General features: G+C 72.6%; 20 protein-coding genes. 11 read left to right on the top strand and 9 right to left on the bottom strand.

Annotated features, from left to right (window positions below):
* A partial coding sequence (locus RM812_RS22635; RefSeq protein ID WP_311575063.1) for a biotin carboxylase N-terminal domain-containing protein occupies nucleotides 1–697 on the bottom strand: 697 nt, incomplete at its 3' end.
* A gap of 429 nt (nucleotides 698–1,126) precedes the next feature.
* On the opposite strand from RM812_RS22635, the gene RM812_RS22630 reads away from it, so the two are divergent.
* Nucleotides 1,127–1,621, top strand: a complete 495-nt coding sequence (locus RM812_RS22630; RefSeq protein WP_311575062.1) for a hypothetical protein — start codon at nucleotides 1,127–1,129, stop codon at nucleotides 1,619–1,621.
* Here the strand turns inward: RM812_RS22630 and RM812_RS22625 are convergent.
* The 4 genes from RM812_RS22625 to RM812_RS22610 all read right to left on the bottom strand — a co-directional run bounded on the left by RM812_RS22625 (nucleotide 1,590) and on the right by RM812_RS22610 (nucleotide 4,326).
* A complete protein-coding gene (locus tag RM812_RS22625; protein WP_311575061.1) occupies nucleotides 1,590–2,213 on the bottom strand; it encodes a Maf family protein in 624 nt (207 codons plus the stop codon). The genes RM812_RS22630 and RM812_RS22625 overlap by 32 nt on opposite strands.
* A gap of 38 nt (nucleotides 2,214–2,251) precedes the next feature.
* Complete coding sequence (gene mmpB, locus RM812_RS22620) at nucleotides 2,252–2,380, bottom strand: morphogenic membrane protein MmpB (RefSeq protein WP_311575060.1); 129 nt, start codon at nucleotides 2,378–2,380, stop codon at nucleotides 2,252–2,254.
* 136 nt (nucleotides 2,381–2,516) lie between these two features.
* Nucleotides 2,517–2,723: an acyl-CoA carboxylase subunit epsilon gene (locus RM812_RS22615; protein ID WP_311575059.1), complete on the bottom strand. Its 207-nt coding sequence runs from the start codon at nucleotides 2,721–2,723 to the stop codon at nucleotides 2,517–2,519.
* A gap of 10 nt (nucleotides 2,724–2,733) precedes the next feature.
* Nucleotides 2,734–4,326: an acyl-CoA carboxylase subunit beta gene (locus RM812_RS22610; protein WP_311575058.1), complete on the bottom strand. Its 1,593-nt coding sequence runs from the start codon at nucleotides 4,324–4,326 to the stop codon at nucleotides 2,734–2,736.
* 110 nt (nucleotides 4,327–4,436) lie between these two features.
* Between RM812_RS22610 and RM812_RS22605 the strand changes: the two genes are divergently transcribed.
* Together RM812_RS22605 and RM812_RS22600 are read left to right on the top strand one after the other, a co-directional pair.
* Nucleotides 4,437–5,303, top strand: coding sequence for a biotin--[acetyl-CoA-carboxylase] ligase (locus RM812_RS22605; protein WP_311575057.1), 867 nt, complete (start codon nucleotides 4,437–4,439; stop codon nucleotides 5,301–5,303).
* A 450-nt stretch (nucleotides 5,304–5,753) separates the two neighbouring features.
* Complete coding sequence (locus tag RM812_RS22600; RefSeq protein ID WP_311575056.1) at nucleotides 5,754–6,896, top strand: adenylate/guanylate cyclase domain-containing protein; 1,143 nt, start codon at nucleotides 5,754–5,756, stop codon at nucleotides 6,894–6,896.
* A 30-nt stretch (nucleotides 6,897–6,926) separates the two neighbouring features.
* On the opposite strand, the gene RM812_RS22595 is transcribed toward RM812_RS22600, so the two are convergent.
* Entirely contained in the window at nucleotides 6,927–7,595 is a 669-nt protein-coding gene (locus tag RM812_RS22595) for a hypothetical protein (RefSeq protein ID WP_311575055.1), read from the bottom strand.
* A gap of 216 nt (nucleotides 7,596–7,811) precedes the next feature.
* Between RM812_RS22595 and RM812_RS22590 the strand changes: the two genes are divergently transcribed.
* The 3 genes from RM812_RS22590 (at nucleotide 7,812) to hutH (ending at nucleotide 12,012) form a co-directional block, all read left to right on the top strand.
* Nucleotides 7,812–8,612 carry an enoyl-CoA hydratase/isomerase family protein gene (locus RM812_RS22590; RefSeq protein ID WP_311575054.1) on the top strand — a complete coding sequence of 267 codons (801 nt, stop codon included), beginning with the start codon at nucleotides 7,812–7,814 and terminating at the stop codon, nucleotides 8,610–8,612.
* 607 nt (nucleotides 8,613–9,219) lie between these two features.
* The gene (locus tag RM812_RS22585; RefSeq protein WP_311575053.1) at nucleotides 9,220–10,368 is read left to right on the top strand and encodes a GGDEF domain-containing protein; all 1,149 of its coding nucleotides are present in this window, start codon (nucleotides 9,220–9,222) and stop codon (nucleotides 10,366–10,368) included.
* A gap of 105 nt (nucleotides 10,369–10,473) precedes the next feature.
* On the top strand, nucleotides 10,474–12,012 hold the full coding sequence (gene hutH / locus RM812_RS22580; RefSeq protein ID WP_311575068.1) for a histidine ammonia-lyase: 1,539 nt from the start codon (nucleotides 10,474–10,476) through the stop codon (nucleotides 12,010–12,012).
* 109 nt (nucleotides 12,013–12,121) lie between these two features.
* On the opposite strand, the gene RM812_RS22575 is transcribed toward hutH, so the two are convergent.
* Nucleotides 12,122–12,439: a hypothetical protein gene (locus RM812_RS22575; RefSeq protein WP_311575052.1), complete on the bottom strand. Its 318-nt coding sequence runs from the start codon at nucleotides 12,437–12,439 to the stop codon at nucleotides 12,122–12,124.
* A 109-nt stretch (nucleotides 12,440–12,548) separates the two neighbouring features.
* Between RM812_RS22575 and RM812_RS22570 the strand changes: the two genes are divergently transcribed.
* From RM812_RS22570 to RM812_RS22560, 3 genes are all read left to right on the top strand, one after another.
* A complete protein-coding gene (locus tag RM812_RS22570; protein WP_311575051.1) occupies nucleotides 12,549–12,902 on the top strand; it encodes a hypothetical protein in 354 nt (117 codons plus the stop codon).
* 243 nt (nucleotides 12,903–13,145) lie between these two features.
* Nucleotides 13,146–14,396, top strand: a complete 1,251-nt coding sequence (locus RM812_RS22565; protein ID WP_311575050.1) for a L,D-transpeptidase — start codon at nucleotides 13,146–13,148, stop codon at nucleotides 14,394–14,396.
* Nucleotides 14,397–14,736: 340 nt separating this feature from the next.
* The gene (locus RM812_RS22560; RefSeq protein WP_394816503.1) at nucleotides 14,737–18,126 is read left to right on the top strand and encodes a S8 family peptidase; all 3,390 of its coding nucleotides are present in this window, start codon (nucleotides 14,737–14,739) and stop codon (nucleotides 18,124–18,126) included.
* A gap of 96 nt (nucleotides 18,127–18,222) precedes the next feature.
* On the opposite strand, the gene RM812_RS22555 is transcribed toward RM812_RS22560, so the two are convergent.
* Nucleotides 18,223–19,095 carry a helix-turn-helix domain-containing protein gene (locus RM812_RS22555; protein ID WP_311575049.1) on the bottom strand — a complete coding sequence of 291 codons (873 nt, stop codon included), beginning with the start codon at nucleotides 19,093–19,095 and terminating at the stop codon, nucleotides 18,223–18,225.
* Nucleotides 19,096–19,263: 168 nt separating this feature from the next.
* Between RM812_RS22555 and RM812_RS22550 the strand changes: the two genes are divergently transcribed.
* Both RM812_RS22550 and RM812_RS22545 read left to right on the top strand, forming a co-directional pair.
* Nucleotides 19,264–20,304, top strand: a complete 1,041-nt coding sequence (locus tag RM812_RS22550) for an NAD(P)-dependent alcohol dehydrogenase (protein ID WP_311575048.1) — start codon at nucleotides 19,264–19,266, stop codon at nucleotides 20,302–20,304.
* A 235-nt stretch (nucleotides 20,305–20,539) separates the two neighbouring features.
* Nucleotides 20,540–21,838 carry a vanadium-dependent haloperoxidase gene (locus RM812_RS22545; protein WP_311575047.1) on the top strand — a complete coding sequence of 433 codons (1,299 nt, stop codon included), beginning with the start codon at nucleotides 20,540–20,542 and terminating at the stop codon, nucleotides 21,836–21,838.
* Here the strand turns inward: RM812_RS22545 and RM812_RS22540 are convergent.
* On the bottom strand, nucleotides 21,835–23,058 hold the full coding sequence (locus tag RM812_RS22540) for an FG-GAP-like repeat-containing protein (protein WP_311575046.1): 1,224 nt from the start codon (nucleotides 23,056–23,058) through the stop codon (nucleotides 21,835–21,837). The genes RM812_RS22545 and RM812_RS22540 overlap by 4 nt on opposite strands.
* Nucleotides 23,059–23,140 lie beyond the last annotated feature (82 nt).

The raw sequence follows: 23,140 nt of genomic DNA, 5'->3' as shown, positions 1-23,140 counted from the left end.
GGCGCTGGAGTGAGCAGTCGCGGGTGGAGACGACGACGACGTTGCCGTGGGTGTCGGCCAGGCACTGGGTCTCCACGTGGCGGGGCTTGTCGAGGTAGCGCTCGACGAAGCACTCGCCGCGGCCGAAGGCGGCGACCGCCTCGCGGACGGCGGAGTCGTACAGCTCGGGGACCTCGTCGAGGGTGCGGGCGACCTTGAGGCCGCGTCCGCCGCCGCCGAAGGCGGCTTTGATCGCGATCGGCAGGCCGTGTTCCTTCGCGAAGGCCACGACCTCGTCGGCGCCCGAGACGGGGTCCGGGGTGCCCGCGACCAGCGGGGCGCCGGCGCGCTGGGCGATGTGGCGGGCGGCGACCTTGTCACCGAGGTCGCGGATGGCCTGCGGGGGCGGGCCGATCCAGATCAGGCCCGCGTCCAGGACCGCCTGCGCGAACTCGGCGTTCTCGGAGAGGAATCCGTAGCCGGGGTGGATGGCGTCCGCGCCCGACTCGCCGGCTGCCTTGAGGACCTTGGCGATGTCCAGGTAGCTGGTGGCGGGGGTGTCACCACCCAGGGCGAACGCCTCATCAGCGGCGCGGACATGCAGAGCGTCCCGGTCCGGGTCCGCGTAGACGGCCACGCTCGCGATCCCGGCGTCCCGGCAGGCCCGGGCCACGCGGACAGCGATTTCGCCACGGTTGGCGATGAGCACCTTGCGCACGATTGAGGCTCCCTCCTTGAAACAAGCCGAGTTTAGGGACTGCCGACACGGCACTTCGACCCGTCCCCAATGGTGACCTTGCCCACACGGAGCGTGATTCGAGGCTCGCTCGACCCGCGAAATCCCTTGTCTCGCCGTGATACGCAGGGCTCCTCGTGGAAACCCTAGCTCCCCGGTGTGGTCAAGGTCTCTGTGAGAGCGTGCCGCGGGCCACTCCGTTTCTTTGTGGAGTCCCTACGAATGGCCCAACGATTCTTTGCTCACGGCGGACCTCTTGTCGCCAGGTTTACCCGTTAGTAGCGTTCCGGATACCGAAGACAGTGCATGGCCCGGAGGCGCTCCGTGCGCGGCGGTGGTCGGGCGAGCGGGCGGACGTTCTCGGGGTGACAGCTGCTCCGTGCGGCAGCGGTCGAAAGGGGGTGGGGACCGGTGGCGGTGCGCAGGCCGGTGGCATGGGTCCTGGCGGTCGCGCTCTTCGCGGAGGCGCTCGGCGTCGCGGCGCTGAACTGGTTCCTGGGCATCGTCGTCGACCGGCAGGACATGTCCCTGGCCGGTCTCGACCCGGACATGATGTCCCTGTCCTCGAAGATCGGCGGGGTGGTCTTCGGGCTCTACTTCGCGGTGTGCGGGCTGGTCGCGCTGCTCGTGGCGCTGCGCGACCGCCCGCCCGCCGGACCCGGCCGGGTCCTGCTGATCAGTGTGGCCGTGGTGCACGGGCTGCTCGGCGCCGTCACCTGGGGGCTGGTGGGTCCCGAAGCCTTCCTGTTCATGATCCTCGTCCTCGGCCTCGTCGTGCTGCTGCTGATCAGCCACGACGTCCGCGAGGACCCCGCGTCCGGGCGGCCCGAGGACGGCCGGGGCGGCGGTGGCGAGGGTGACGAAGGCTCTCCGGTCAGCCCTCCGTCGGCGCCCACAACTCCGTGATGCCCACCCCGAGTTCGGCGAGGAGCCGCCGCAGCAGGGGCAGGCTGATGCCGATCACGTTCCCGTGGTCGCCCTCGATGCCGTCGATGAACGGGGCCGAGCGGCCGTCCAGGGTGAAGGCCCCGGCGACGTAGAGGGGCTCGCCGGAGGCCACGTAGGCCGCGATCTCCTCGTCGGTCGGCTCGCCGAAGCGGACGACGGTCGAGGCGGTGGCGGAGGCGTGGCGGCCGGAGGCGGTGTCCCAGACGCAGTGGCCGGTCTGCAGCGTGCCCGCCCGGCCGCGCATCGCCTTCCAGCGGGCGGTGGCCTCCTCGGCGTCCGCGGGCTTGCCGAGGGCCTGTCCGTCCAGGTCGAGCACCGAGTCGCAGCCGATCACCAGGGCGCCGTGCACCTCGGGCTTCGCGGCCACGACGGACGCCTTGGCCTCGGCGAGGGCGAGGGCCAGCTCGGCGGGGGTGGGCGCGGTGACCGCGTCCTCGTCGACGCCGCTCACGAGCACCTCGGGGGCGAGCCCGGCCTGGCGCAGCAGGCCGAGCCGGGCCGGGGACTGGGAGGCGAGGACGAGTCGGCGGCGCGGCTGCTGGTCTGTCATGGGATCAGGGTATCGGCGGCGGCAGGGTCGCCGGCGCCTCACCGCAAGCCGATCACGATCATCGCGAGGACCATGGCCAGGGCCAGGCACACGCTCAGCCGCCGCAGCATGACCTGCATGTCGCGCAGTTCCTCGGGCGGCTCGTTCTCGGGGTCGGACCACAGCATTCCACCAGCGTGCGGCTTGCCCCGGGGGCGGCGCTTGAGTACGGATACCTAGATCGGGGCGCGGCGTTCCACTTCTGTGCGCCCACGCGGCGGAGCCGCATGGAGGCACCGTCCCGCGCCCCTGGGGTGCTCGGCCTCAGCTCGGCCAGTACGTGCGGGTCCATGACGCCGGGCCCGGTTGCGGCAGCCGCCGTGCCGCGATGCGGGACGGGTCGGACCACGCGTCCCTCGGGGCCGGCGCGCCGGGTGGCTCGGTCTCCGCCGCCGCGGCGCGCGCTCGGACCACCGCCAGGGCGGCGGCCAGCTCCTCCGGGGTGGGGTTGCCCCGTACGACCTTGATCACGCCGGGCTCCTTAGAGGGGGATGTTGCCGTGCTTCTTCGGGGGGAGGGACTCGCGCTTGGTGCGTAGCTGGCGCAGGCCGCGGACGATGTGGCGGCGGGTGTCGGAGGGCATGATCACCGCGTCGACGTAGCCGCGCTCGGCGGCCGTGTAGGGGTTGAGAAGGGCGTCCTCGTACTCCTGGATCAGCCGGGCGCGGGTGGCCTCGGTGTCGTCACCGGCCTCGGCGATGGTGCGGCGGTGCAGGATGTTGACCGCGCCCTGGGCGCCCATGACGGCGATCTGGGCGGTGGGCCAGGCCAGGTTGAGGTCGGCGCCCAGGTGCTTGGAGCCCATGACGTCGTAGGCGCCGCCGAAGGCCTTGCGGGTGATGACGGTGATGAGCGGGACCGTGGCCTCGGCGTAGGCGAAGATCAGCTTGGCGCCGCGGCGGATGATGCCGTCGTGCTCCTGGTCCACGCCCGGCAGGAAGCCGGGGACGTCCACGAAGGTCAGCACGGGCACGTTGAAGGCGTCGCAGGTGCGCACGAAGCGGGCCGCCTTCTCGGAGGCGGTGATGTCCAGGCAGCCGGCGAACTGCATGGGCTGGTTGGCGACGATGCCGACCGGGCGTCCCTCGACCCGGCCGAACCCGGTGAGGATGTTCGGCGCGAACAGCGGCTGCGTCTCGAAGAACTCGGCGTCGTCGAGGACGTGCTCGATGACGGCGCGCATGTCGTAGGGCTGGTTCGCCGAGTCCGGGACGATCACGTCCAGCTCGCGGTCCTCGTCGCCGACCGCGAGGTCGGCCTCCTCCGGGAAGGCCGGGGGCTCGGAGAGGTTGTTGGACGGCAGGTACGACAGCAGCTGCTTGACGTACTCGACGGCGTCCTTCTCGTCACCGGCCATGTGGTGGGCCACGCCGGAGGTGGAGTTGTGGGTGCGGGCGCCGCCCAGCTCCTCGAAGCCGACGTCCTCGCCGGTGACGGTCTTGATGACGTCGGGGCCGGTGATGAACATGTGCGAGGTCTGGTCGACCATCACCGTGAAGTCGGTGATGGCGGGGGAGTAGACCGCGCCGCCCGCGCAGGGGCCGACGACCAGGCTGATCTGCGGGATCACGCCGGAGGCGTGGGTGTTGCGGCGGAAGATCTCGCCGTACGCGCCGAGCGAGGCCACGCCCTCCTGGATGCGGGCGCCGCCGGAGTCGTTGATGCCGATGACCGGGCAGCCGGTCTTCAGCGCGAAGTCCATGACCTTGACGATCTTCTGGCCGTAGACCTCGCCGAGGGCGCCGCCGAAGACGGTGAAGTCCTGGGAGAAGACGGCGACGGGGCGGCCGTCGACGGTGCCGTAACCGGTGACGACGCCGTCGCCGTAGGGGCGGTTGGCGTCGAGGCCGAAGCTGGTGGAGCGGTGCCGGGCGAACTCGTCCAGCTCGACGAAGGAGCCCTCGTCGAGCAGGAGGCCGATGCGCTCACGGGCCGTCAGCTTGCCCTTGGCGTGCTGCTTCTCGACGGCCCGTTCCGAACCGGCGTGCGTCGCTTCCTCGATGCGGCGCCTGAGATCCGCGAGCTTGCCCGCGGTCGTGTGGATGTCGGGCTGCTGCTCTTCCGGCTCGGACATCGGGATGCGGCTCCCTGCCTGCTCAAAAGGGGGGACGGTTACTCATCCGTAGAGTAGTGGGGGGCCCTGCGATCGGCAGTGCGGTGTTTCCCACACCTATCGTGGCTTGCATGACGCCCCGAGATGCCTCCGACCCCTCCCACAGCCGCTGGTCCGACCTGGACCGGCCGCCCCTCAACACCACCGCGCTGCGCCGGGGGCTGCTACGGGAGGGAGGGCTGTGGCGGCAGGTGGACGTGGTGCAGCGCACCGGCTCGACCAACTCCGACCTCGTGGCTCGCGCCGCCGAGGGGAAGGCGGACGAGGGGGCCGTCCTCGTAGCGGAGGAGCAGACCGCGGCGCGGGGTCGCCTGGACCGGCAGTGGACGGCGCCGGCCCGCTCCGGCCTCTTCTTCTCCGTACTGCTGCGCCCCGCCGAGGTGCCCGTGGCCCGCTGGGGCTGGCTGCCGCTGCTCACCGGCGTCGCGGTGGCGACCGGACTGTCCCGGGCCGCGGGGGTCGATACGTCCCTGAAGTGGCCCAACGACCTGCTCGTGACCGTCGGCGACGAGGAGCGCAAGGCCGGCGGCATCCTCGCCGAGCGGGCCGGTGACGACGGGGTGGTCATCGGCGTCGGCATCAACGTCACCCTGCGGGCGGACGAACTGCCCGTGCCGCGCGCCGGGTCACTGGCGCTGGCCGGCGCCGTGAGCACGGACCGCGATCCGCTGCTGCGGGGGGTGCTGCGGTCGCTGGAGGACTGGTACGGAAGGTGGCGCGAGGCGGGGGGCGACCCGGCGGTGAGCGGGCTGCAGGAGACGTACGCGGCGGGGTGCGCGACGCTCGGGCGGATGGTGCGGGCGGAGCTTCCGGGGGAGCGGTCGCTCGTGGGGGAGGCGGTGGCCGTGGACGGGGACGGACGGCTGGTGCTGGCCACGGAGGCGGGGGTGCAGGAGCCGGTGGGGGCGGGGGACATCGTGCACCTGAGGCCGGCGTGACGTGATGCCGGGTCCGCCCGGGCGGCCCGGGCCGCCCGGGTGCGCCCGGGTGCGCCCGGGTGCGGCTCGGGGTGGGGGCCGCGGCCCGGCGTCGCGGAGTGCCGCCCCCTTGCCCCGCTCTCCGCCGCGCGCGAGCGCGGGGACGATCCTCGTCGGCCGCCCGTGCCGCCCGTGCCACCCGTGCCACCCGTGCGGCCCGTATAGCCCGTGTCACTCGTGCGGCCCGTGTCACCCGTGTCACCGGAGGCCCGTGCCTCCTGTGCGGCCCGTGCGGCCCATGCCACTCGTGCGGCCCGTGTCACCGGTGCGGCCCCGGGGTTTCTCCCAGGCCGCGCTCGGCCCCGGGAGGCACGAATGTCCGCAGGTTGTGCGGGAGTGAGCTGGGGCACACCTGACGTAAAGTTGGGGCCGGTCGATACCTGACCGCGGCAGATCGGAAGGGCAGCAGGCGTGACCGTCGACGACACGGGCTCCGGCGCGGACGGGGACGGCCGGGTGGACCCCGAGCCCGCCCCGGACTCCGCCGACTCCGGCGAGGACCCGCTCGCACTGCGCCTCGAAGGGCTCATTCTGGGCGCCGAGCGCCGCTACACCCCCTTCCAGGCCGCCCGCAGCGCGGGCGTCTCCATGGAGCTGGCCTCCCGTTTCTGGCGGGCGATGGGCTTCGCCGACATAGGCCAGGCCAAGGCGCTCACCGAGGCCGACGTCCTGGCCCTGCGGCGCCTGGCCGGCCTGGTGGAGGCGGGGCTGCTCAGCGAGGCCATGGCCATCCAGGTGGCGCGGTCCACCGGGCAGACCACCGCCCGGTTGGCCGAGTGGCAGATCGATTCCTTCCTGGAGGGCCTGACCGAGCCTCCGGAGCCGGGAATGACCCGCACCGAGGTGACGTACCCGCTGGTCGAGCTTCTGCTGCCGGAGCTGGAGGAGTTCCTCGTCTACGTCTGGCGGCGCCAGCTCGCCGCCGCCACCGGACGGGTCGTGCAGGCCGGCGACGACGAGGAGATGGTGGACCGGCGCCTCGCCGTCGGCTTCGCGGACCTGGTCGGCTTCACCCGGCTGACCCGCCGCATGGAGGAGGAGGAGCTCGGCGAGCTGGTCGAGGCCTTCGAGACCACCGCCGCCGACCTGGTGGCCGCGCGCGGCGGACGGCTGATCAAGACCCTCGGCGACGAGGTGCTCTACGCCGCCGACGACGCGGGCACGGCCGCCGAGATCGCGCTGCGCCTCATCGAGACCATGGCGAACGACGAGACCATGCCCGAGCTGCGCGTCGGCCTCGCCTTCGGCACGGTGACCACCCGGATGGGCGACGTCTTCGGCACGACCGTCAACCTGGCCTCCCGACTCACCTCCATAGCCCCCCGGGACGCCGTCCTCATCGACACCGCCTTCGCGGAGGAACTGATCCGCACCCGGGACGCCCCGGCCTCCGAGGCGGCCGCGGCCGAGGAGGCCGCCACCGCGGAGAAGGAGGGCGAGGAACCGCCCACGTACCGCTTCGCGCTCCAGCCGATGTGGCAACGGCCGGTGCGCGGTCTCGGCGTGGTCGAACCGTGGCTGCTGACGCGACGGGGCGACGGCGAGGCGTCGTAGCGCGTCGGCGTGGCGTGTCGGTGTGGCGCGTCAGCCCTCGCCGGCGAACAGGTCCACGCACAGGCCGATCAGCGGCAGGCACAGGCCGGGACGGTCCGGATCCGGGGTCGGAGCGGCCGCCGGCGGCGTACCGCGCCCCGGTGGCGGGGCGGTGGTCGGGCCCGGCGCGGGAGGGTCGGACCGCGGTGGCCGCGGCGGTCGCGGTGAGCCGGGGGACTGCGGTGACCGCGTCGGTTGCGTCGGCTGCGTCGACCGCGGAGTGTGCGGGGCCGGTGGTCCGCCGCCCGGGTTCGGAGCGTCCGGGGCGGTCGTCGTGGCGGAGTGCCCGGCCGGGGGGCCGCTCGCGGAGGGGCCCGGTATGAGGCCTCGCCCCGGGGATCCGCCCAGACCGCCCATGCCGGAAGTCGCCGACGGGCTCACCCCGGGCGAGCCCGCGGTGCTCGCTGCGGCGGGGGTCGCCCGGTCCGGCGCGGTCCCCCGCTCCCCGCCCGACTCCACGCGCGGCCCGGCCTCGGCGCCGAAACCGTCGACGTCGCCGCCTCCGGGCCACGGCACCAGGCGCACGAGGCCCAGCGCGCCGGCCGCCAGGGCGAGGCCGCCCGCGGCGAGCAGCGCCTTGCGGGGCCGGCGGGGCCGGCGGTGTCGGCCGCGGCGGCCCCACAGGTGCTGCGGCTTCGTCGGTGTGCCGGTCGTCGTCATGATCCCTCCCCGGTGCGCACGCGCCCCCGCTGCGCCGTGGCGGGGCGACGCTATGCGCTGCCGTCGGCCGGTGTGCGGGGGTTGGCGGGATGTCACTCGAACGGGTAAGCGGGGTCGGGCGGGGAGCGAGCGCGCCGGGCCTTTCCACGCGCGGGTCCGCCTGCGATGATCGGGCGGTCGAGTTGTTAACCCGCGTTAACTCAACCGGAGGGTGTCATGAGCGAGGAGCGGTTCGGAGAGTTCGTCCTGGTGCGACGGCACGGGGACGGGCATGTCGCGGAGCTCGCCCTCGACCGGCCGAAGGCCATGAACGCCGTCTCGACCGCGATGGCCCGGTCCCTCACCGCGGCGTGCGCGGCGCTGGGCGAGGACCGCGGGGTGCGGGTGGTGGTGCTGACCTCGACCCACGAGCGGGCGTTCTGTGTCGGGGCCGACCTGAAGGAACGCAACTCCTTCTCCGACGCCGAGCTGCTGCGGCAGCGGCCGGTGGCCCGGGGGGCGTACACCGCGGTGCTGGAACTGCCCGTGCCGACGGTCGCGGCCGTGCACGGGTTCGCGCTGGGCGGCGGCTTCGAGCTGGCGCTGTCGTGCGACGTGATCGTGGCCGACCGTACGGCGGTGGTGGGGCTGCCCGAGGTGTCCGTCGGCGTGATCCCGGGCGGCGGCGGTACGCAGCTGCTGCCGCGGCGGGTGGGCGCGGCGCGCGCCGCCGAGCTGGTGTTCACGGCGCGGCGGGTGGAGGCCGGGGAGGCGCGCGAGATCGGGCTCGTGGACCACCTGGTGGAGGAGGGGCGCGACCGGGAGGAGGCGCTGGAGCTCGCCGCCCGGATGGCCGCGAACTCGCCCGTGGGGCTGCGGGCGGCCAAGCGGGCGCTGCGGCTCGGGCACGGGCTGGATCTGCGGGCCGGCCTCGAGGTCGAGGACGCGGCGTGGCGGTCGGTGGCGTTCTCGGGGGACCGGGCGGAGGGGGTGGCGGCGTTCAACGAGAAGCGTGCGCCGCGGTGGCCCGGGGAGTGACCTCGCGCGCTCGGCACCACCGGTCGGCGGTATCCACCAGCCCGTCCGGCGATCGAGGAGGAGGCCGTGCGGGTCGGCCGGGAGGCGGGGGCGCGTGTGCCGCAGCCCTTGGGAGCGGGGGAGCCTCAGCGCCGGGTGCAGGTGAGCCGCAGCTCCCGGGCGCGTGTGCCATGGCCGCCCGGGGGCGCGTGTGCCGCAGCCCTTGGGAGCGGGGGAGCCTCAGCGCCGGGTGTGGGTGAGTCGTAGTTCCCGGGGCGCGTGTGCCATGGCCGCCCGGGGGCGCGTGAGCCGCAGCCCTTGGGAGCGGGGGAGCCTCAGCGCCGGGTGCGGGTGAGTCGTAGTTCCCGGGGCGCGTGTGCCATGGCCGCCCGGGGGCGCGTGAGCCGCAGCCTTCCGGGGTGCGCAGGCCGCTGTCTCCGGGAGGGTGTGAGCCGCAGCCCTTGGGAGCGGGGGAGCCCCAGCGCCGGGGGTACGTGAGCCGCAGCTCCCGGGCACGCGAGCCGTAGCCCTTCAGGGGCGCGTGAGCCGCGCGTCCCCGTTGCGCAAACGGCTCAACCGCCGGAGGCCCCGTGTCCACCTTCTGCGCAAATCTCCCTAGCCTGGAGTGATGGGTGAGGACAGGCGGCTCGCGGCCGTCGTGGCGTTGGCGCAGGGCATGGCCGCCGCGCACAGCTCGCGTGAGGCGTGGCGGGCGGCGGCCGTCGGCGCGTGCCTCGCGCTGGGCGGCAGCTTCGCCGCGCTGTCGGTGTGGGAGCGCGAGCTGGGCCGGCTCCGGGTCCTGGTGAACGTCGGCCGGCGGGCCGAGGGCGAGGAGGAGTTCCCGGAGGACGAGTCCTACCCGGTGCACCAGTTCGCGGAGATCACCGAGTTCCTGCACGAGCGCTGGGCCGGCGGCGGTGAGCCCGACGCCTGGGTCGAGACGGCCGAGGGGCCCGCCACCGGACGCCCCGGATACGTGCATCAGCGCGTCGCCGCCCTGCGGCGCCGGGGCCGCGGCTGCTGCGTGGTCGCACCGATCGTGCTGCACGGGCGCGCCTGGGGCGAGCTGTATGTGGCCCGTCCGGTGGGGGAGCGGGTCTTCGAGCGGGCCGACGCCGACTTCGCCACCGTGCTGGCCTCGGTCGTCGCCGCCGGGATCGCGCAGACCGAGCGGCTGGAGGAGGTCCGGCGCCTCGCGTACACCGACGCGCTCACCGGACTGGCCAACCGCCGCGCGGTCGACTCGGGGCTGGACGAGGCCGTCGAGCGGCACCGCAGGGAGGGCGTCGTCGTCAGCCTCGTCGTATGCGATCTGAACGGCCTCAAGCGGGTGAACGACACCCACGGGCACGCCGTCGGCGACCGGCTACTGGAGCGTTTCGGGTCGGTGCTGTCGCTGTGCGGGGCGATGCTGCCGGGGGCGCTCGCGGCGCGGCTCGGCGGGGACGAGTTCTGCCTGCTCGCGGTGGGGCCGTCCGCCGACGCGGTGGTCAAGGCGGCCGAGGAGCTGTGCCGTCGGGCGGCCGAGCTGGAGCTCGGTGACGGCGTGGCCTGCGGGGTCGCCTCCACGGAGGACCCGGTCGGGCCGGTGCGCTCCGCCCGTCGGCTGTTCCGGCTGGCCGACGCCGCCCAGTACCGCGCCAAGGCCGAACGGGCGGCCTGGCCGGTGGTCGCCGGCCGCGAGGGACCGGACGACCCCGTCGTACGGCTCGCCGACGAGCCGTCCCGGGAGGAGGACGGGGAGCGCAGGCGGTTCCGCGGGCGGCACTCCCCGTAGCCGTGGCGGACGAGAGGCGGCGGTAAGGGGCGCAACCGGCACCCAGCAGTGACGTATCCCCTGATGACATCATCGAATTCACTGCGTACGCTCCTGAATATGGATATGCACACTGTGATGGTGGGGACGTCCGGGGTCACCGCGTCCGACGTTCTCGCCGTGGCGCGCGACGGCGCCCGGGTCGAGCTCTCCGACGAAGCCGTGGCCGCCCTGGCCGAGGCGCGCGGGATCGTGGACGCGCTGGCCGCCAAGCCGGACCCCGTGTACGGCGTGAGCACCGGTTTCGGCGCCCTGGCCACCCGGCACATCAGCCCCGACCTGCGGGCCCGGTTGCAGCGCAACATCGTCCGCTCGCACGCCGCCGGGATGGGGCCCCGCGTCGAGCGCGAGGTCGTGCGCGCGCTGATGTTCCTGCGGCTGAAGACCGTCTGCTCCGGGCGCACCGGCGTGCGCCCCGAGGTCGCGCAGACCATGGCCGACGTCCTCAACGCCCGGATCACCCCGGTCGTGCACGAGTACGGCTCCCTCGGCTGCTCCGGCGACCTCGCCCCGCTGTCGCACTGCGCCCTCACCCTCATGGGCGAGGGGGAGGCCGAGGGCCCCGACGGCACCGTGCGGCCGGCCGGCGAGCTGCTCGCCGAGCACGGGATCGCCCCCGTCGAACTGCGCGAGAAGGAGGGCCTGGCCCTCCTCAACGGCACCGACGGCATGCTCGGCATGCTGGTGATGGCCCTCGCCGACCTCGACACCCTCTACAAGTCCGCCGACATCACCGCCGCGCTGACCATGGAGGCCCTGCTCGGCACCGACAAGGTGCTCGCCCCCGAGCTGCACGCCATCCGCCCGCACCCGGGGCAGGCCGCCAGCGCCGCCAACATGCTCGCGGTGCTCAAGGGCTCGGGCCTGACCGGGCACCACCAGGACGACGCCCCCCGCGTCCAGGACGCCTACTCGGTGCGCTGCGCCCCGCAGGTCGCCGGCGCCGGACGCGACACCATGGCCCACGCCGGCCTCGTCGCCGAGCGGGAGCTGGCGTCGGCGGTGGACAACCCGGTCGTGCTGCCGGACGGGCGTGTGGAGTCCAACGGCAACTTCCACGGCGCCCCGGTCGCCTACGTCCTGGACTTCCTCGCCGTCGCCGTCGCCGACCTCGGCTCCATCGCCGAGCGGCGCACCGACCGGCTGCTGGACAAGAACCGCAGCCACGGTCTGCCGCCGTTCCTCGCCGACGACGCCGGCGTGGACTCCGGCCTGATGATCGCCCAGTACACGCAGGCCGCCCTGGTCAGCGAGCTCAAGCGGCTCGCCGTACCGGCCTCGGCGGACTCGATCCCGTCCTCCGCGATGCAGGAGGACCACGTGTCGATGGGCTGGTCGGCGGCGCGCAAGCTGCGCACGGCCGTCGACAACCTCACCCGGGTGATCGCCGTCGAGCTGTACGCCGCCACCCGCGCGATCGAGCTCCGTGAGGGCCTCACCCCGGCGCCGGCCTCGCAGGCCGTCATCGACGCCGTACGGGCGGCCGGTGTCGAGGGTCCCGGACCGGACCGCTACCTGGCGCCCGACCTCGCCGCGGCGGACGCGTTCGTGCGGGCCGGGCACCTGGTCGCGGCGGCGGAGACGGTCACCGGGCCGCTGCGCTGACGTGGCCCGAGGGGCCCTGCCGGAAGGGCGGGGCCCCTCGGCACGAGCGGCGGCACGGTCGACCAGGTCGGCGGCAGGGCCGGCAAAGTCAAAAGAGCGTCAAGTTCTCTCAGGGGCCGAGGCGTTCCCGGCGGACCGAGTACCCGACGAAGCCGGCGCCGAGTCCGAGGCAGACGGCGCCGCCGACGACGTACGGCGTGCTGTCGAAGCTTCCGGTGTCGGCCAGCCGGGTCGTGGTCCCACCGGTGGCCGCCGTGGCGGTGTACGAGGCTCTGGCCTGCTCGGTGACCTGCGGCGACGGGTTCGCGGCGGCGGTCTCGAGGGCCGGTGTCCCGGGTGCCGCGTTCGCGGACGGGATGAACCACAGAGCGCACAGCAGGCCGCCCGCGGCGGCGGCGGTCAGCAACGGACGGCGAGCGGATGACACGGAATATCGATCCCCTTGTGGCGCTGGCGAATTGGCCGTGTGGGCAGATGTTAGTGAAAGTCGCGGGTCACAGGAAAGTCACGGGAGCGGCCGGCCTTACGCTCCGGACATGAGCACTCCAGAGACATCCCGCTATGTACGGATTCGCGTCGAGCTCGTCCTCGAGATCGACGACGAGGAGGCCGTCACGGGGGCCGCGCTGCAGTCCCTCGCCGACGACGCCGACCTCCCCGACGCGGAACGGGCCCACGCCGAGCACGCTGTGACGGAGGACACCGCCGAGGCTTTGGCCCACCTCGTGGACCCGTTCGACCTGGTCAGTGCGGTGCCCGGGATCGAGCTCCGGCAGGCGTCCTGGAGCAGTGAGCAGATCGACTACGACCCCGACTCGCCCGAATGGGACCTCGACGAGGATGATGACGACGAGAACGACCCGGAAGACGATGAAATGACGGTCGGCTGACGTCGTGTGGGGAAAAACGTGACCCCGGGCGGCAACCGCCGTCCGGGGTTTCGTCGTCTCACGGGGCGCACTGAGCGACCCCCGCACCGCTCGCACCGCTCGCACCGCCGTCCGCCTCCGCGCGAACGTGGTGTGCCCCACATCTGGGGGCGATGTGGAACGGGACGAACCGGTCGTAGCGTTGAAAGTTATTGACGGGGTATCTCGGGGTTTCGGGAATCGGCAACGATGGAGAAGCGTGTGATGACGGACGGTAAGCGGCGCAAGGGCCTGATGGCCGCGTCCGCACTGCTCGGCGGTGTGCTGGTGCTCTCGGCATGTTCCAGCGGCGACGCCGACGCCTCCGGGGGTGGGGACGGCAAGACATCGCAGGCCGAGGTGGACGAGGCGGCGGCCAAGAAGACCTCCGAGGCCCAGATCAAGATCACGCCCAAGGACGGCTCGGACAACGCCTCCATCAACAACTCCGCCGGTGTCACCGTGACCAAGGGGACGCTCACCGAGGTCAAGATGACCGGCTCCGACGGCACCGAGGTCAGCGGTCAGATATCCGCCGACAAGACGAGCTGGAAGCCCAGCGGGCAGCTGGAGCGGGCCACCACCTACAAGCTGACGGCGACCGCGCAGGACTCCGAGGGCCGCGCCGCCCACGAGAACGCGTCGTTCACCACGGTCTCCCCCAAGAACAGCTTCATCGGCACCTTCACCCCGGACGACGGCACCACCGTCGGCGTGGGCATGCCCGTGTCGATCAACTTCGACAAGCAGATCACCAACAAGGCCGCCGTCCAGAAGGGCATCACGGTCAACACCAGCAGCGGCCAGGAAGTCGCCTGCCACTGGTTCAGCACCCAGCGCATGGACTGCCGCCCCGAGAACTACTGGCAGGAGAACTCGACCGTCACCCTCAAGCTGGCGCTCGACGGAGTCGAGGGCGCCCAGGGCGTCTACGGCGTCCAGCAGAAGACGGTCACCTTCAAGATCGGTCGCAACCAGGTCTCGTACGTCGACGCGAAGACCAAGCAGATGAAGGTCACGCAGGACGGCAAGACCGTCAAGACGATCCCGATCTCCGCCGGCTCCCCCGAGAACAAGACCTACGAAGGTCAGATGGTGATCTCCGAGAAGTTCAAGGAGACCCGGATGGACGGCTCGACGGTCGGCTTCACCGACGACGATGGCAAGGGCGAGTACGACATCAAGGACGTGCCGCACGCCATGCGCCTGAGCACCTCCGGCACCTTCATCCACGGCAACTACTGGGGCGCCAAGTCCATCTTCGGCAGCGTCAACACCAGCCACGGCTGCGTGGGCCTGGCCGACGCCAAGGGCGCGAACGACCCGAACACGCCGGGCTCGTGGTTCTACGACAACTCGATCATCGGTGACCTGGTCGTCGTCCAGAACACCGGCGACAAGACCATCGCCCCGGACAACGGCCTCAACGGCTGGAACATGGACTGGGCCCAGTGGAAGGCGGGTTCGGCGGTCTGACGCCGAACTCCCCGCAGTTTCACGGCACTTCCGCCGGACGCCCGCCGCCCCCGCACCGGGGGTGGCGGGCGTCCGGCGTTTCAGCAGCCGTTCGCGGCCGACGGTGATCCGCTCAACCCCGCGAGTACGTAACGGAGTTCGTGCGGGCATGTAACGCCGGACCGCGGTCTCGTAACAGTTGTCAGGCGGTTTAACGAACGTCCGCGGCCACCGCCGTTTCCGCTCTTGAGCGGCTGACCGGCCCTCGGCATACTCCGAGCTCCGGGGGAGCACACGCGTGCGAGACCACCCCCGGCCGGGTGAATGGGGAGTTCTCCCGGTACTTCCGCAAGGGGGAACGTTGCGCAGACAAGTGAAAAGAGCCGGCGCGGCCACGGTCGCCACGGCGGCGGCCGTGGCCCTCGCGGCGGGCATGACCAGCCCGGCCGCGGCGGACGCGGAGCGGACGGGGGCCTCGGCGCGTACCGACGCCGCACGGGCGGGCGCCGCACAGGCCGGTGCCGCACAGGCCGGTGCCGAACAGAGCGCCGCCGGCACGGTCAGGCACCGCGTCACGCTGATCACCGGCGACCGGGTCGCCGTCGACGCCAAGGGCCGCGTCGTCGGCCTGGAGCGGGCCGAGGGGCGCGAGCACATACCCGTCCAGGTCCGCAGGGCCGGCGGCCACACCTTCGTCGTCCCGGCCGACGCCGCCCGCCTGGTCGCCACCGGCAGGCTGGACCGGCGCCTCTTCGACATCACCGAGCTGAACAAGGCCACCACCCGGCAGGCCCAGAAGAACGGCCTGAAGGTCATCGTCGGCTACCAGGGCAGCGCCAAGGCCACCAAGGCCGACGTCCGCGACGCGGGCACCCTCCGCCGCGCGCTGACGTCCCTGAACGCCGACGCCGTACAGACTCCGCACGAGGACGCGCCCGAGCTGTGGGACGCGGTGACCGACGGCGACAAGACCGCCTCCGGCATCGCGCACGTCTGGCTCGACGGCGTTCGCAAGGCCAGCCTGGACAGGTCCGTGCCGCAGATCGGCGCCCCCGAGGCGTGGGCCGCCGGATACGACGGCAAGGGCGTCAAGATCGCCGTCCTGGACACCGGCGTCGACACCACCCATCCCGACCTGAAGAACCAGGTCGTCGCGTCGAAGAACTTCTCCGTCTCGCCCGACGCCACCGACAAGTACGGTCACGGCACGCACGTCGCCTCCATCGCGGCCGGCACCGGCGCGAGGGCGGGCGCCAAGTACAAGGGCGTGGCCCCCGGCGCCAAGCTGCTCAACGGCAAGGTGCTCAGCGACGAAGGGTTCGGCGACGACTCCGGCATCCTCGCCGGCATGGAGTGGGCGGCCGCACAGGGCGCCGACATCGTCAACCTCAGCCTCGGCGGCGGCGACACCCCGGAGATCGACCCGCTGGAGGCCGAGGTCAACAAGCTCTCCGAGGAGAAGGGCATCCTCTTCGCCATCGCCGCCGGCAACGAGGGCGAGTTCGGCGACCGCACCGTCGGCTCCCCGGGCAGCGCCGCCGCGGCCCTCACCGTCGGCGCGGTCGACGACGACGACAAGCTCGCCCCCTTCTCCAGCACCGGCCCCGGCCTCGACGGCGCGATCAAGCCCGACGTGACGGCTCCCGGCGTCGACATCACCGCCGCCTCCGCCAAGGGCAGCGTCATCGCCCAGGAGGTCGGCGAGAAGCCCACCGGATACGTCACCATCTCCGGTACGTCGATGGCGACCCCGCACGTCGCGGGTGCCGCCGCCCTCCTCAAGCAGCGGCACCCCGACTGGACGTACGCCGAGCTGAAGGGCGCGCTGACGGGGTCGGCCAAGGGCGGCGCGTACACGCCCTTCCAGCAGGGCTCGGGCCGGATCCAGGCCGGCAAGGCGGTCGGGCAGACCGTGTTCGCCGAGCCGGTGTCCCTCTCCTTCGGCACCCAGCAGTGGCCCCACACCGACGACGAACCGGTCACCAAGCAGCTGACGTACCGCAACCTCGGCACCGAGGACGTCACGCTGAAGCTGACGTCGACCGCGACCGACCCCAGGGGCAGGGCGGCCCCCGCCGGCTTCTTCACGCTGGGCGCCACGTCGGTCACCGTCCCGGCGGGCGGCAAGGCCTCGGTCGCCCTCACCGCCGACACCAGGCTCGGCGGCACGGTCGACGGCGCCTACTCGGCGTACGTCACGGCGACCGGCGCCGGGCAGACCGTCCGCACGGCCGCCGCCGTACAGCGTGAGGTGGAGTCGTACGAGGTCACGCTGAAGACCATCGGCCGCGACGGCAGGCCGAGCGCGAACTACCAGACCGACCTCACCGGTGTCTCCGGCCTCGCCAAGGACGTGTGGCTCAACCCGTACGAGGCCGACGGCACCGTCACCGTCCGCGTACCCAGGGGCGGTTACGTCCTCAACTCCTCGATCCTCGTGAGCGGCGATCCCGAGACGTGGAAGGGCGCCGACTGGATCGCCCAGCCGAAGCTGAACGTCACCGGGAACACCACCGTCACCCTGGACGCGCGCACCGCGAAGCCGGTGGACGTCACCGTGCCGGACAGGGCGGCCAAGTCCGGGTCCGCCCTGGTGGACTTCACGGTGGAGGCGGGCGGCGACAGCTACGGCTACGGCTGGTGGCTGGACTCCTACGCGGGCCTGCGCACCAAGCACCTCGGCCCGCAGGTCACCGACGGTTCGCTCAGCCAGCAGTGGAACGGCCACTGGACCAAGGGCGGCAAGGAGGAGTACGACACCGTCGCCGGCGGAAAGGTCAAGCAGCTCGCCACCGGCTACACCCGGCACTACCGGGCGGGCGAGCTGGCCACCCTCAAGGCCGGCCTGGGCGCCTCCGCGAGCGGCAGGAAGGGTGCCGTCTCCGCGACCGGCTGGCTGCCCGGCGGCGCCGGCAGTTCCTCGCTCGCCGTCGAGCAGCCCCTGCCCGGCAACCGCACCCTGCACCTGTCCACCGGGGACGGCGTGACGTGGGACGTCGGATTCGAGCAGTACGGCGGCGTCGACGCCGACGGCTTCCCGGTCGTCGAGGCCGCCTACACGCTCGGCACCCCGCAGCGCTACAAGGCGGGCAAGAGCTACTCGGCGACCTTCAACACCGCCGTCTTCGGTCCGCGCCTCACCTCGGACTTCGGTCTCCACCGCGACGGCGACATCATCACCGGCAGCGTCCCGCTGTTCGCCGACGGCCACGGCCACGCGGGCTCCTCGGCCTTCACCTCGGTCGCCACCACGCTCTACCGCAACGGCACCAAGGTCGGCTCGCACAAGGACCCGCTGTTCGGCGAGGGCGAGTTCACGGTCCCCTCCGGTGACGCCCGGTACCGGCTGACGACGTCGGTCAAGCGTTCCGCCAAGGTCGCCGCGGCCTCCAGCCGCATCGACGCGAGCTGGACGTTCCGCTCCAAGAGGACGGCCGACCTCACCAAGCTCCCCGCGTCCACCGCCCGCTTCGCCGTCACCACCGGCCTGGACAGCAAGGTCGCGGCGGGCAGGACGGTCAGCATCCCCGTCACCGTCGAGGGCGCCGCCGCGGGCCGCAACCTCAAGTCCCTCACGGTGCAGGTCTCCTACGACCAGGGCAGGACCTGGAAGAAGGTCACCGTGACGAAGGGCAGGATCAGCGTCAAGAACCCGGCGAAGGGGAAGTCCGTCTCCTTCCGCGCCACGATCGTCGACAAGAACAAGAACGAGTCGGTGATCTCGATCCACGACGCCTACTACGGCAAGTAGCCCGCTACCCGGCCCGACGGCCCGCCCGGCACCCCGCCGGGCGGGCCGTCGCCGTACGCACACCTGTCCCGACCGGCTGAGCCGGGCCGGATCGCGTCACGTCGGCAGGGAAACCGCCGCGTCCTTTCCCCAGCTCGCCAGCAGCCGCAGCGCCTCCGCCGACGGTGAGCCCGGCTCGGCGTGGTAGGTGACGAAGGACTGCTCCTCGTCGTCGACCATCCGGAACGTCTCGAAGGACAGGGTCAGGTCACCGACCAGCGGGTGCCGCAGCCGCTTGACGCCGTAGCTCTTCTCCTTGACGTCGTGCGTGGCCCACAGCCGCCGGAACTCCTCGCTCTTCACGGACAGCTCGCCGACCAGAGCGGACAGCCGCGGATCGTCCGGGTGCCGGCCCGCGTCCATGCGCAGGAAACTGACCATGTCGGACGCCTTCTGGTCCCAGTCCACGAACAGCTCGCGGTACTCCGGGTTCAGGAACACCAGCCGCGCCCAGTTCCGCTCCTGGGCCGGCAGCCCGCCCCAGTCGCCGAAGAGGGCCGCCGCCATCCGGTTCCAGGCGAGGATCTCCGACCGTCGGCCCGCCACGTACGCCGGCACCGTGTCGATCGACTCCAGCAGCTGGAGCAGCGCCACCCGCACCGGCTGCTGGGCCCGCCCGGCCGCCCGCCTGCGCTGCTGCTTCGGCTTCGCCAGATGCATCAGGTGCGCCTGCTCGGCGTCGGACAGCCTCAGCGCGCGGGCGATCGCGTCGAGGACCTCCACCGACACGTTCCGTCCGTTGCCCTGCTCCAGGCGCGTGTAGTACGCCACCGACACCCCGGCGAGCTGCGCGAGCTCCTCCCGCCGCAGCCCCGGCACCCGGCGGTGCCTCCCGAACGACGGCAACCCCACGTCCTCCGGCTTCAGCCGGGCCCGCCGGGTGCGCAGGAACTCGCTCAGTTCGGCACGCCGGTCCAGCTGTCCATCCATGCCCTCCAGTATTCCCGGTCGTACGCACCGGAGGCTGACCCCGCCAGTGGTACGCACGCGGGACGTAGGCACAACCGTGACCTGGGCGAATGCCCGCGGGCCAGGCAGGGTGGACGTACACCCGAGAAACGGGCCACGAGGCTCACGAGAATCCGGAGACCCCCCGGCATGACCACTGTCGCCGCATACGCCGCACCCGCCGCCAAGGCTCCGCTGGAGCGCACCACCATCGAGCGGCGCGCGGTGCGCGAGCACGACGTCCTGATCGACATCAAGTTCGCCGGCATCTGCCACTCCGACATCCACCAGGTCCGCGAGGGCTGGGGCGAGGCCATCTTCCCGATGGTCCCCGGCCACGAGATCGCCGGCATCGTCTCCGAGGTCGGCCCCGGCGTGACGAAGTTCGCCGTCGGCGACCGGGTGGGCGTCGGCTGCATGGTCGACTCCTGCCGCGAGTGCGACAACTGCAAGGCCGGGCAGGAGCAGTACTGCGCCAGCGGCAACATCGGGACCTACAACGGCATGGGCAAGGACGGGGAGCCGACCTACGGCGGCTACTCGGAGAAGATCGTCGTCGACGAGGACTTCGTCCTCGGCATCCCCGAGGGCATCGCGCTGGACGAGGCCGCGCCCCTGCTCTGCGCCGGCATCACCACGTACTCCCCGCTCAAGCACTGGAACGCCGGCCCCGGCAAGAAGGTCGCCGTCGTCGGCATGGGCGGCCTCGGCCACATGGCCGTCAAGCTCGCGCACGCCCTGGGCGCCGAGGTGACCGTGCTGTCGCAGTCCCTGCGCAAGAAGGACGACGGCCTGAAGCTGGGCGCCGACCACTACTACGCGACCAGCGACCCGGCCACCTTCGAGCAGCTCGCGGGCACCTTCGACCTGATCGTCTCGACGGTCTCGGCCCCGCTCGACTTCGGCGCCTACCTGGGCCTGCTGCGCACGGACGGCGCCCTGGTGAACGTCGGCGCCCCCGAGGAACCCGTCTCCCTCAACCTGTTCTCGCTGCTCGGCGGCCGCAAGACCCTCGCCGGGTCCATGATCGGCGGCATCCGGGAGACCCAGGAGATGCTGGACTTCTGCGCCGAGCACGGCATCGGCGCCGAGATCGAGCTGATCTCCGCGTCCGAGGTCAACGAGGCCTACGAGCGGGTCCTGGCGAGCGACGTGCGGTACCGCTTCGTGATCGACACGGCGACGATCTGACCGACCGGTCGGAGCGGTCGGACCGGTCCGACCGCTCCGAGGGTGAACTCCTCGGAGCGGGTGGTGAGGGGTTCGAGGGGACCCTGGAGTGTCCGGTGTGCGGCGAGTTGTCTTGCTCGCGCGATGGGGCGTTGCTAAGCCTTGGGCACTCGACTCCAGGGAGCACGCTGTGTACCGAGAGCCCCCTTCTCCCGTTCCCGCGCGTTCACGTGTCCGGGGACTCGTCTGCGCCGCCGTGGCCGTCGCCCTCGGGACGCTCACCGCCGCGACGAGTCCCTCCGACGCGGACACCCGGACCGCGGCGGACCCGGCAGCCGTGGTCCGCGAGTGGAACGCCATCGCCACCGACACGATCAAGACCAGCCTCGGCCCCCGCCCGTCCGGGCAGGCGGCGATCTGGGAGGGGTTCGTCTCCGTCGCCGTGTACAACGCCGTGGTGGGGATCGAAGGCGGCTACGCCCTGTACGAGTGGCGCGAGCGCGGTCCGGCCCGGGCGTCCGCCGAGGCGGCCGCCGCCACCGCGGCCCACGACGTGCTGGTCACCTACTTCCCTGCCTTCCAGGAGCGGCTCGACACCGCCTACGCGGACTCGCTCGCCGCTCTTCCGGCCGGTCAGGCCAGAGACCGGGGCGTCGACTACGGAAAGCGCGCCGCCGCCCGCATCGTCGAACTCCGGGAAGGGGACGGAAGGTTCGCGGACGTTCCTTTCACCGCTTCCCCGGCACCGGGCGTCTGGCGGCCCACCCCGCCCGCGTTCCAGCCCTTCATCGACACCTGGCTCGCCAGGCTCCGCCCCCTCCTGCTCGTCTCCCCGCGGCAGTTCCGCCCCGCCGGACCACCCGCCCTCTCCTCGGCCGCTTACGCCGAGGACGTCCGGGAGGTGCAGGCCATGGGCCGCAAGACCGGCTCGGGCAGGAGCGCGCGGCAGACCGAGACCGCCCTCTTCTTCAGCGGCAACCTGGTCGAACAGGTCCAGTCAGCCGTACGGGACCACGCCGCCCGGCACCGGCTCGGCATCGTCGAGACGGCCCGGCTGTTCGCCGCGGTGAACGCGTCGGCGACCGACGCCGTCGTCACGGCGTGGGACGCCAAGCTCCACTACGCCTCCTGGCGGCCGATCACGGCCATCCACCTCGCCGACACCGACGGCAACCCCGCCACGACGGCGGACCCGGCCTGGGAGCCGCTGCTCCCGACCCCGCCGCACCCGGACCACGTCGCCGGCCACACGACCGTCGCCGCTGCCGTGGCACGCGCACTGACCGGCGTCCTCGGCACCTCGCGCATCGACCTCCACGTCCCCTCCCAGGTCACCGGCACCACGCGGTTCTACGGGTCCGCCGACGACCTCAACCGGGACGTCGCCGACGCCCGCGTGTGGGGCGGCGTCCACACCCGCACGGCGGACGTGGCCGGCTGCCGGGCCGGCTCGGACGTGGCCGCGTGGGCGCTGGACCACTACTTCCAGCCGGTCGCCGGGGACGGCACCCGGCCGTCCCCGCGGACCCGAACGGCTCGTCCGGACAGGCCCTAGCAGAAGCCGTTGAGGCCCCACCATTCGCCGTCGGCCCGCTGACCGGCCGCCAGGGCGCCGGTCGCGCGCCCCTGGTAGGTGACCAACCAGCCCAGGTGGCCCGCCGAGCCGTCGATCACGTACCTGTCGTTGGTCACCGTGGCCAGGTCGGGGCGCCCGTCGCCGGAGAAGTCGCCGACCGAGAGGAAGTCCGCCATGGTGTTCCAGCCGCCGGTCCCGACGAGCTTGCGGGTGCCGAGCGTGCCGGTGGAGGTGCCCGGGTAGAGCCACAGCTTGCCCGTGGACGCCTCGCGCGCGTAGAGGTCGGGACGGCCGCCGCCGTCCACGTCGCCCATGCCGACGAGCGCGTTCATCGTGTTCCAGCCGCCGGTCCCGATGAGCTTGCGGGTGCCGAGCGTGCCGGTGGAGGTGCCCGGGTAGAGCCACAGCTTGCCCGTGGCCTTCTCGATGGCGATCAGGTCGGAGCGGCCGTCACCGGTCAGGTCGCCGAAGGCGGTGATCTGGCTCATGCCGTTCCAGCCGCCGCTGCCGATCAGTTCGCGGGTACCGAGGGAGCCCGTGCCGGTGCCGGGGTAGAGCCACAGCTTGCCGGTGGAGGCCTCGCGGGCGATGAGGTCCTCGCGGCCGTCGCGGCTGAAGTCACCGTGCCGGGTGAGGGCGCTCATGCCGTTCCAGCCGGCCGTGCCGATGAGGCGGCCGGTGTCGTCGCCCGGAGAGAACCAGAGCCGTCCGGCCTCGTCGCGAGTGATCACGTCGGCCTTGCGGTCGCCGTTCATGTCCCCGAAGCCCAGCGCCGTCGGTGACGTCTCGGAGACCCAGCTCGGGTAGGCGGGCCGGCTGCACTCGCGCTCGGTACGGACGAACTTGATCGAGCTGGTGGTCGCGACCGGGTCCCCGTTGAGCTCGCCGGGCGAGTTCGGCTCCTGGGCCCAGTAACCGCCCCAGGGCACGTAGTCCTTGTCCTCGTAGACGCAGGCGATCGACGTCGTGCGGTTGACGTACGAGCGGATCTTGTTGTCCCAGCTGCCCAGATCCGCGACGCTCTTGTTCGTCTTCCACATCGAGCCGTTGGCGCTCTCGCCCGTCCATCCGCAGAAGTAGCCCGCCGGGCAGTCGTACGAGCTCGCGACCGCCGGAGCGGCGTTCACGGTGGCCAGGCCGGTACCGGCGAGCGCGAGGCCGACGAGTGTCGCCACGCCCCGGTTGAAACGATTCCGCATGTGCTCCGTTCCCCTCCCCTTTCGTGCGCGCCGGGCCCTCTTCCGTCAGCACGCCGGTGTTCCAGGGGGTGCCGCCGGGCTC

The organism is Streptomyces lancefieldiae, assembly GCF_031845825.1.
In the GTDB taxonomy this organism is placed as follows: Bacteria; Actinomycetota; Actinomycetes; order Streptomycetales; family Streptomycetaceae; genus Streptomyces; species Streptomyces lancefieldiae.
The sequence above is the reverse complement of the archived record's forward strand: the minus strand, read 5'-3'. Positions and strand labels throughout refer to the sequence as shown.

Excerpts from the sequence above, each read along its gene's own strand:
- RM812_RS22605 (WP_311575057.1), top strand. The coding sequence starts at position 4,437 with ATGACGCCCCGAGATGCCTCCGACCCCTCCCACAGCCGCTGGTCCGAC.
- mmpB (WP_311575060.1), bottom strand. The coding sequence starts at position 2,380 with ATGCTGTGGTCCGACCCCGAGAACGAGCCGCCCGAGGAACTGCGCGAC.
- RM812_RS22585 (WP_311575053.1), top strand. The coding sequence starts at position 9,220 with ATGGGTGAGGACAGGCGGCTCGCGGCCGTCGTGGCGTTGGCGCAGGGC.
- RM812_RS22565 (WP_311575050.1), top strand. The coding sequence starts at position 13,146 with ATGACGGACGGTAAGCGGCGCAAGGGCCTGATGGCCGCGTCCGCACTG.
- RM812_RS22590 (WP_311575054.1), top strand. The coding sequence starts at position 7,812 with ATGAGCGAGGAGCGGTTCGGAGAGTTCGTCCTGGTGCGACGGCACGGG.
- RM812_RS22555 (WP_311575049.1), bottom strand. The coding sequence starts at position 19,095 with ATGGATGGACAGCTGGACCGGCGTGCCGAACTGAGCGAGTTCCTGCGC.
- RM812_RS22625 (WP_311575061.1), bottom strand. The coding sequence starts at position 2,213 with ATGACAGACCAGCAGCCGCGCCGCCGACTCGTCCTCGCCTCCCAGTCC.
- RM812_RS22540 (WP_311575046.1), bottom strand. The coding sequence starts at position 23,058 with ATGCGGAATCGTTTCAACCGGGGCGTGGCGACACTCGTCGGCCTCGCG.
- RM812_RS22595 (WP_311575055.1), bottom strand. The coding sequence starts at position 7,595 with ATGACGACGACCGGCACACCGACGAAGCCGCAGCACCTGTGGGGCCGC.
- RM812_RS22570 (WP_311575051.1), top strand. The coding sequence starts at position 12,549 with ATGAGCACTCCAGAGACATCCCGCTATGTACGGATTCGCGTCGAGCTC.
- hutH (WP_311575068.1), top strand. The coding sequence starts at position 10,474 with ATGCACACTGTGATGGTGGGGACGTCCGGGGTCACCGCGTCCGACGTT.
- RM812_RS22610 (WP_311575058.1), bottom strand. The coding sequence starts at position 4,326 with ATGTCCGAGCCGGAAGAGCAGCAGCCCGACATCCACACGACCGCGGGC.
- RM812_RS22550 (WP_311575048.1), top strand. The coding sequence starts at position 19,264 with ATGACCACTGTCGCCGCATACGCCGCACCCGCCGCCAAGGCTCCGCTG.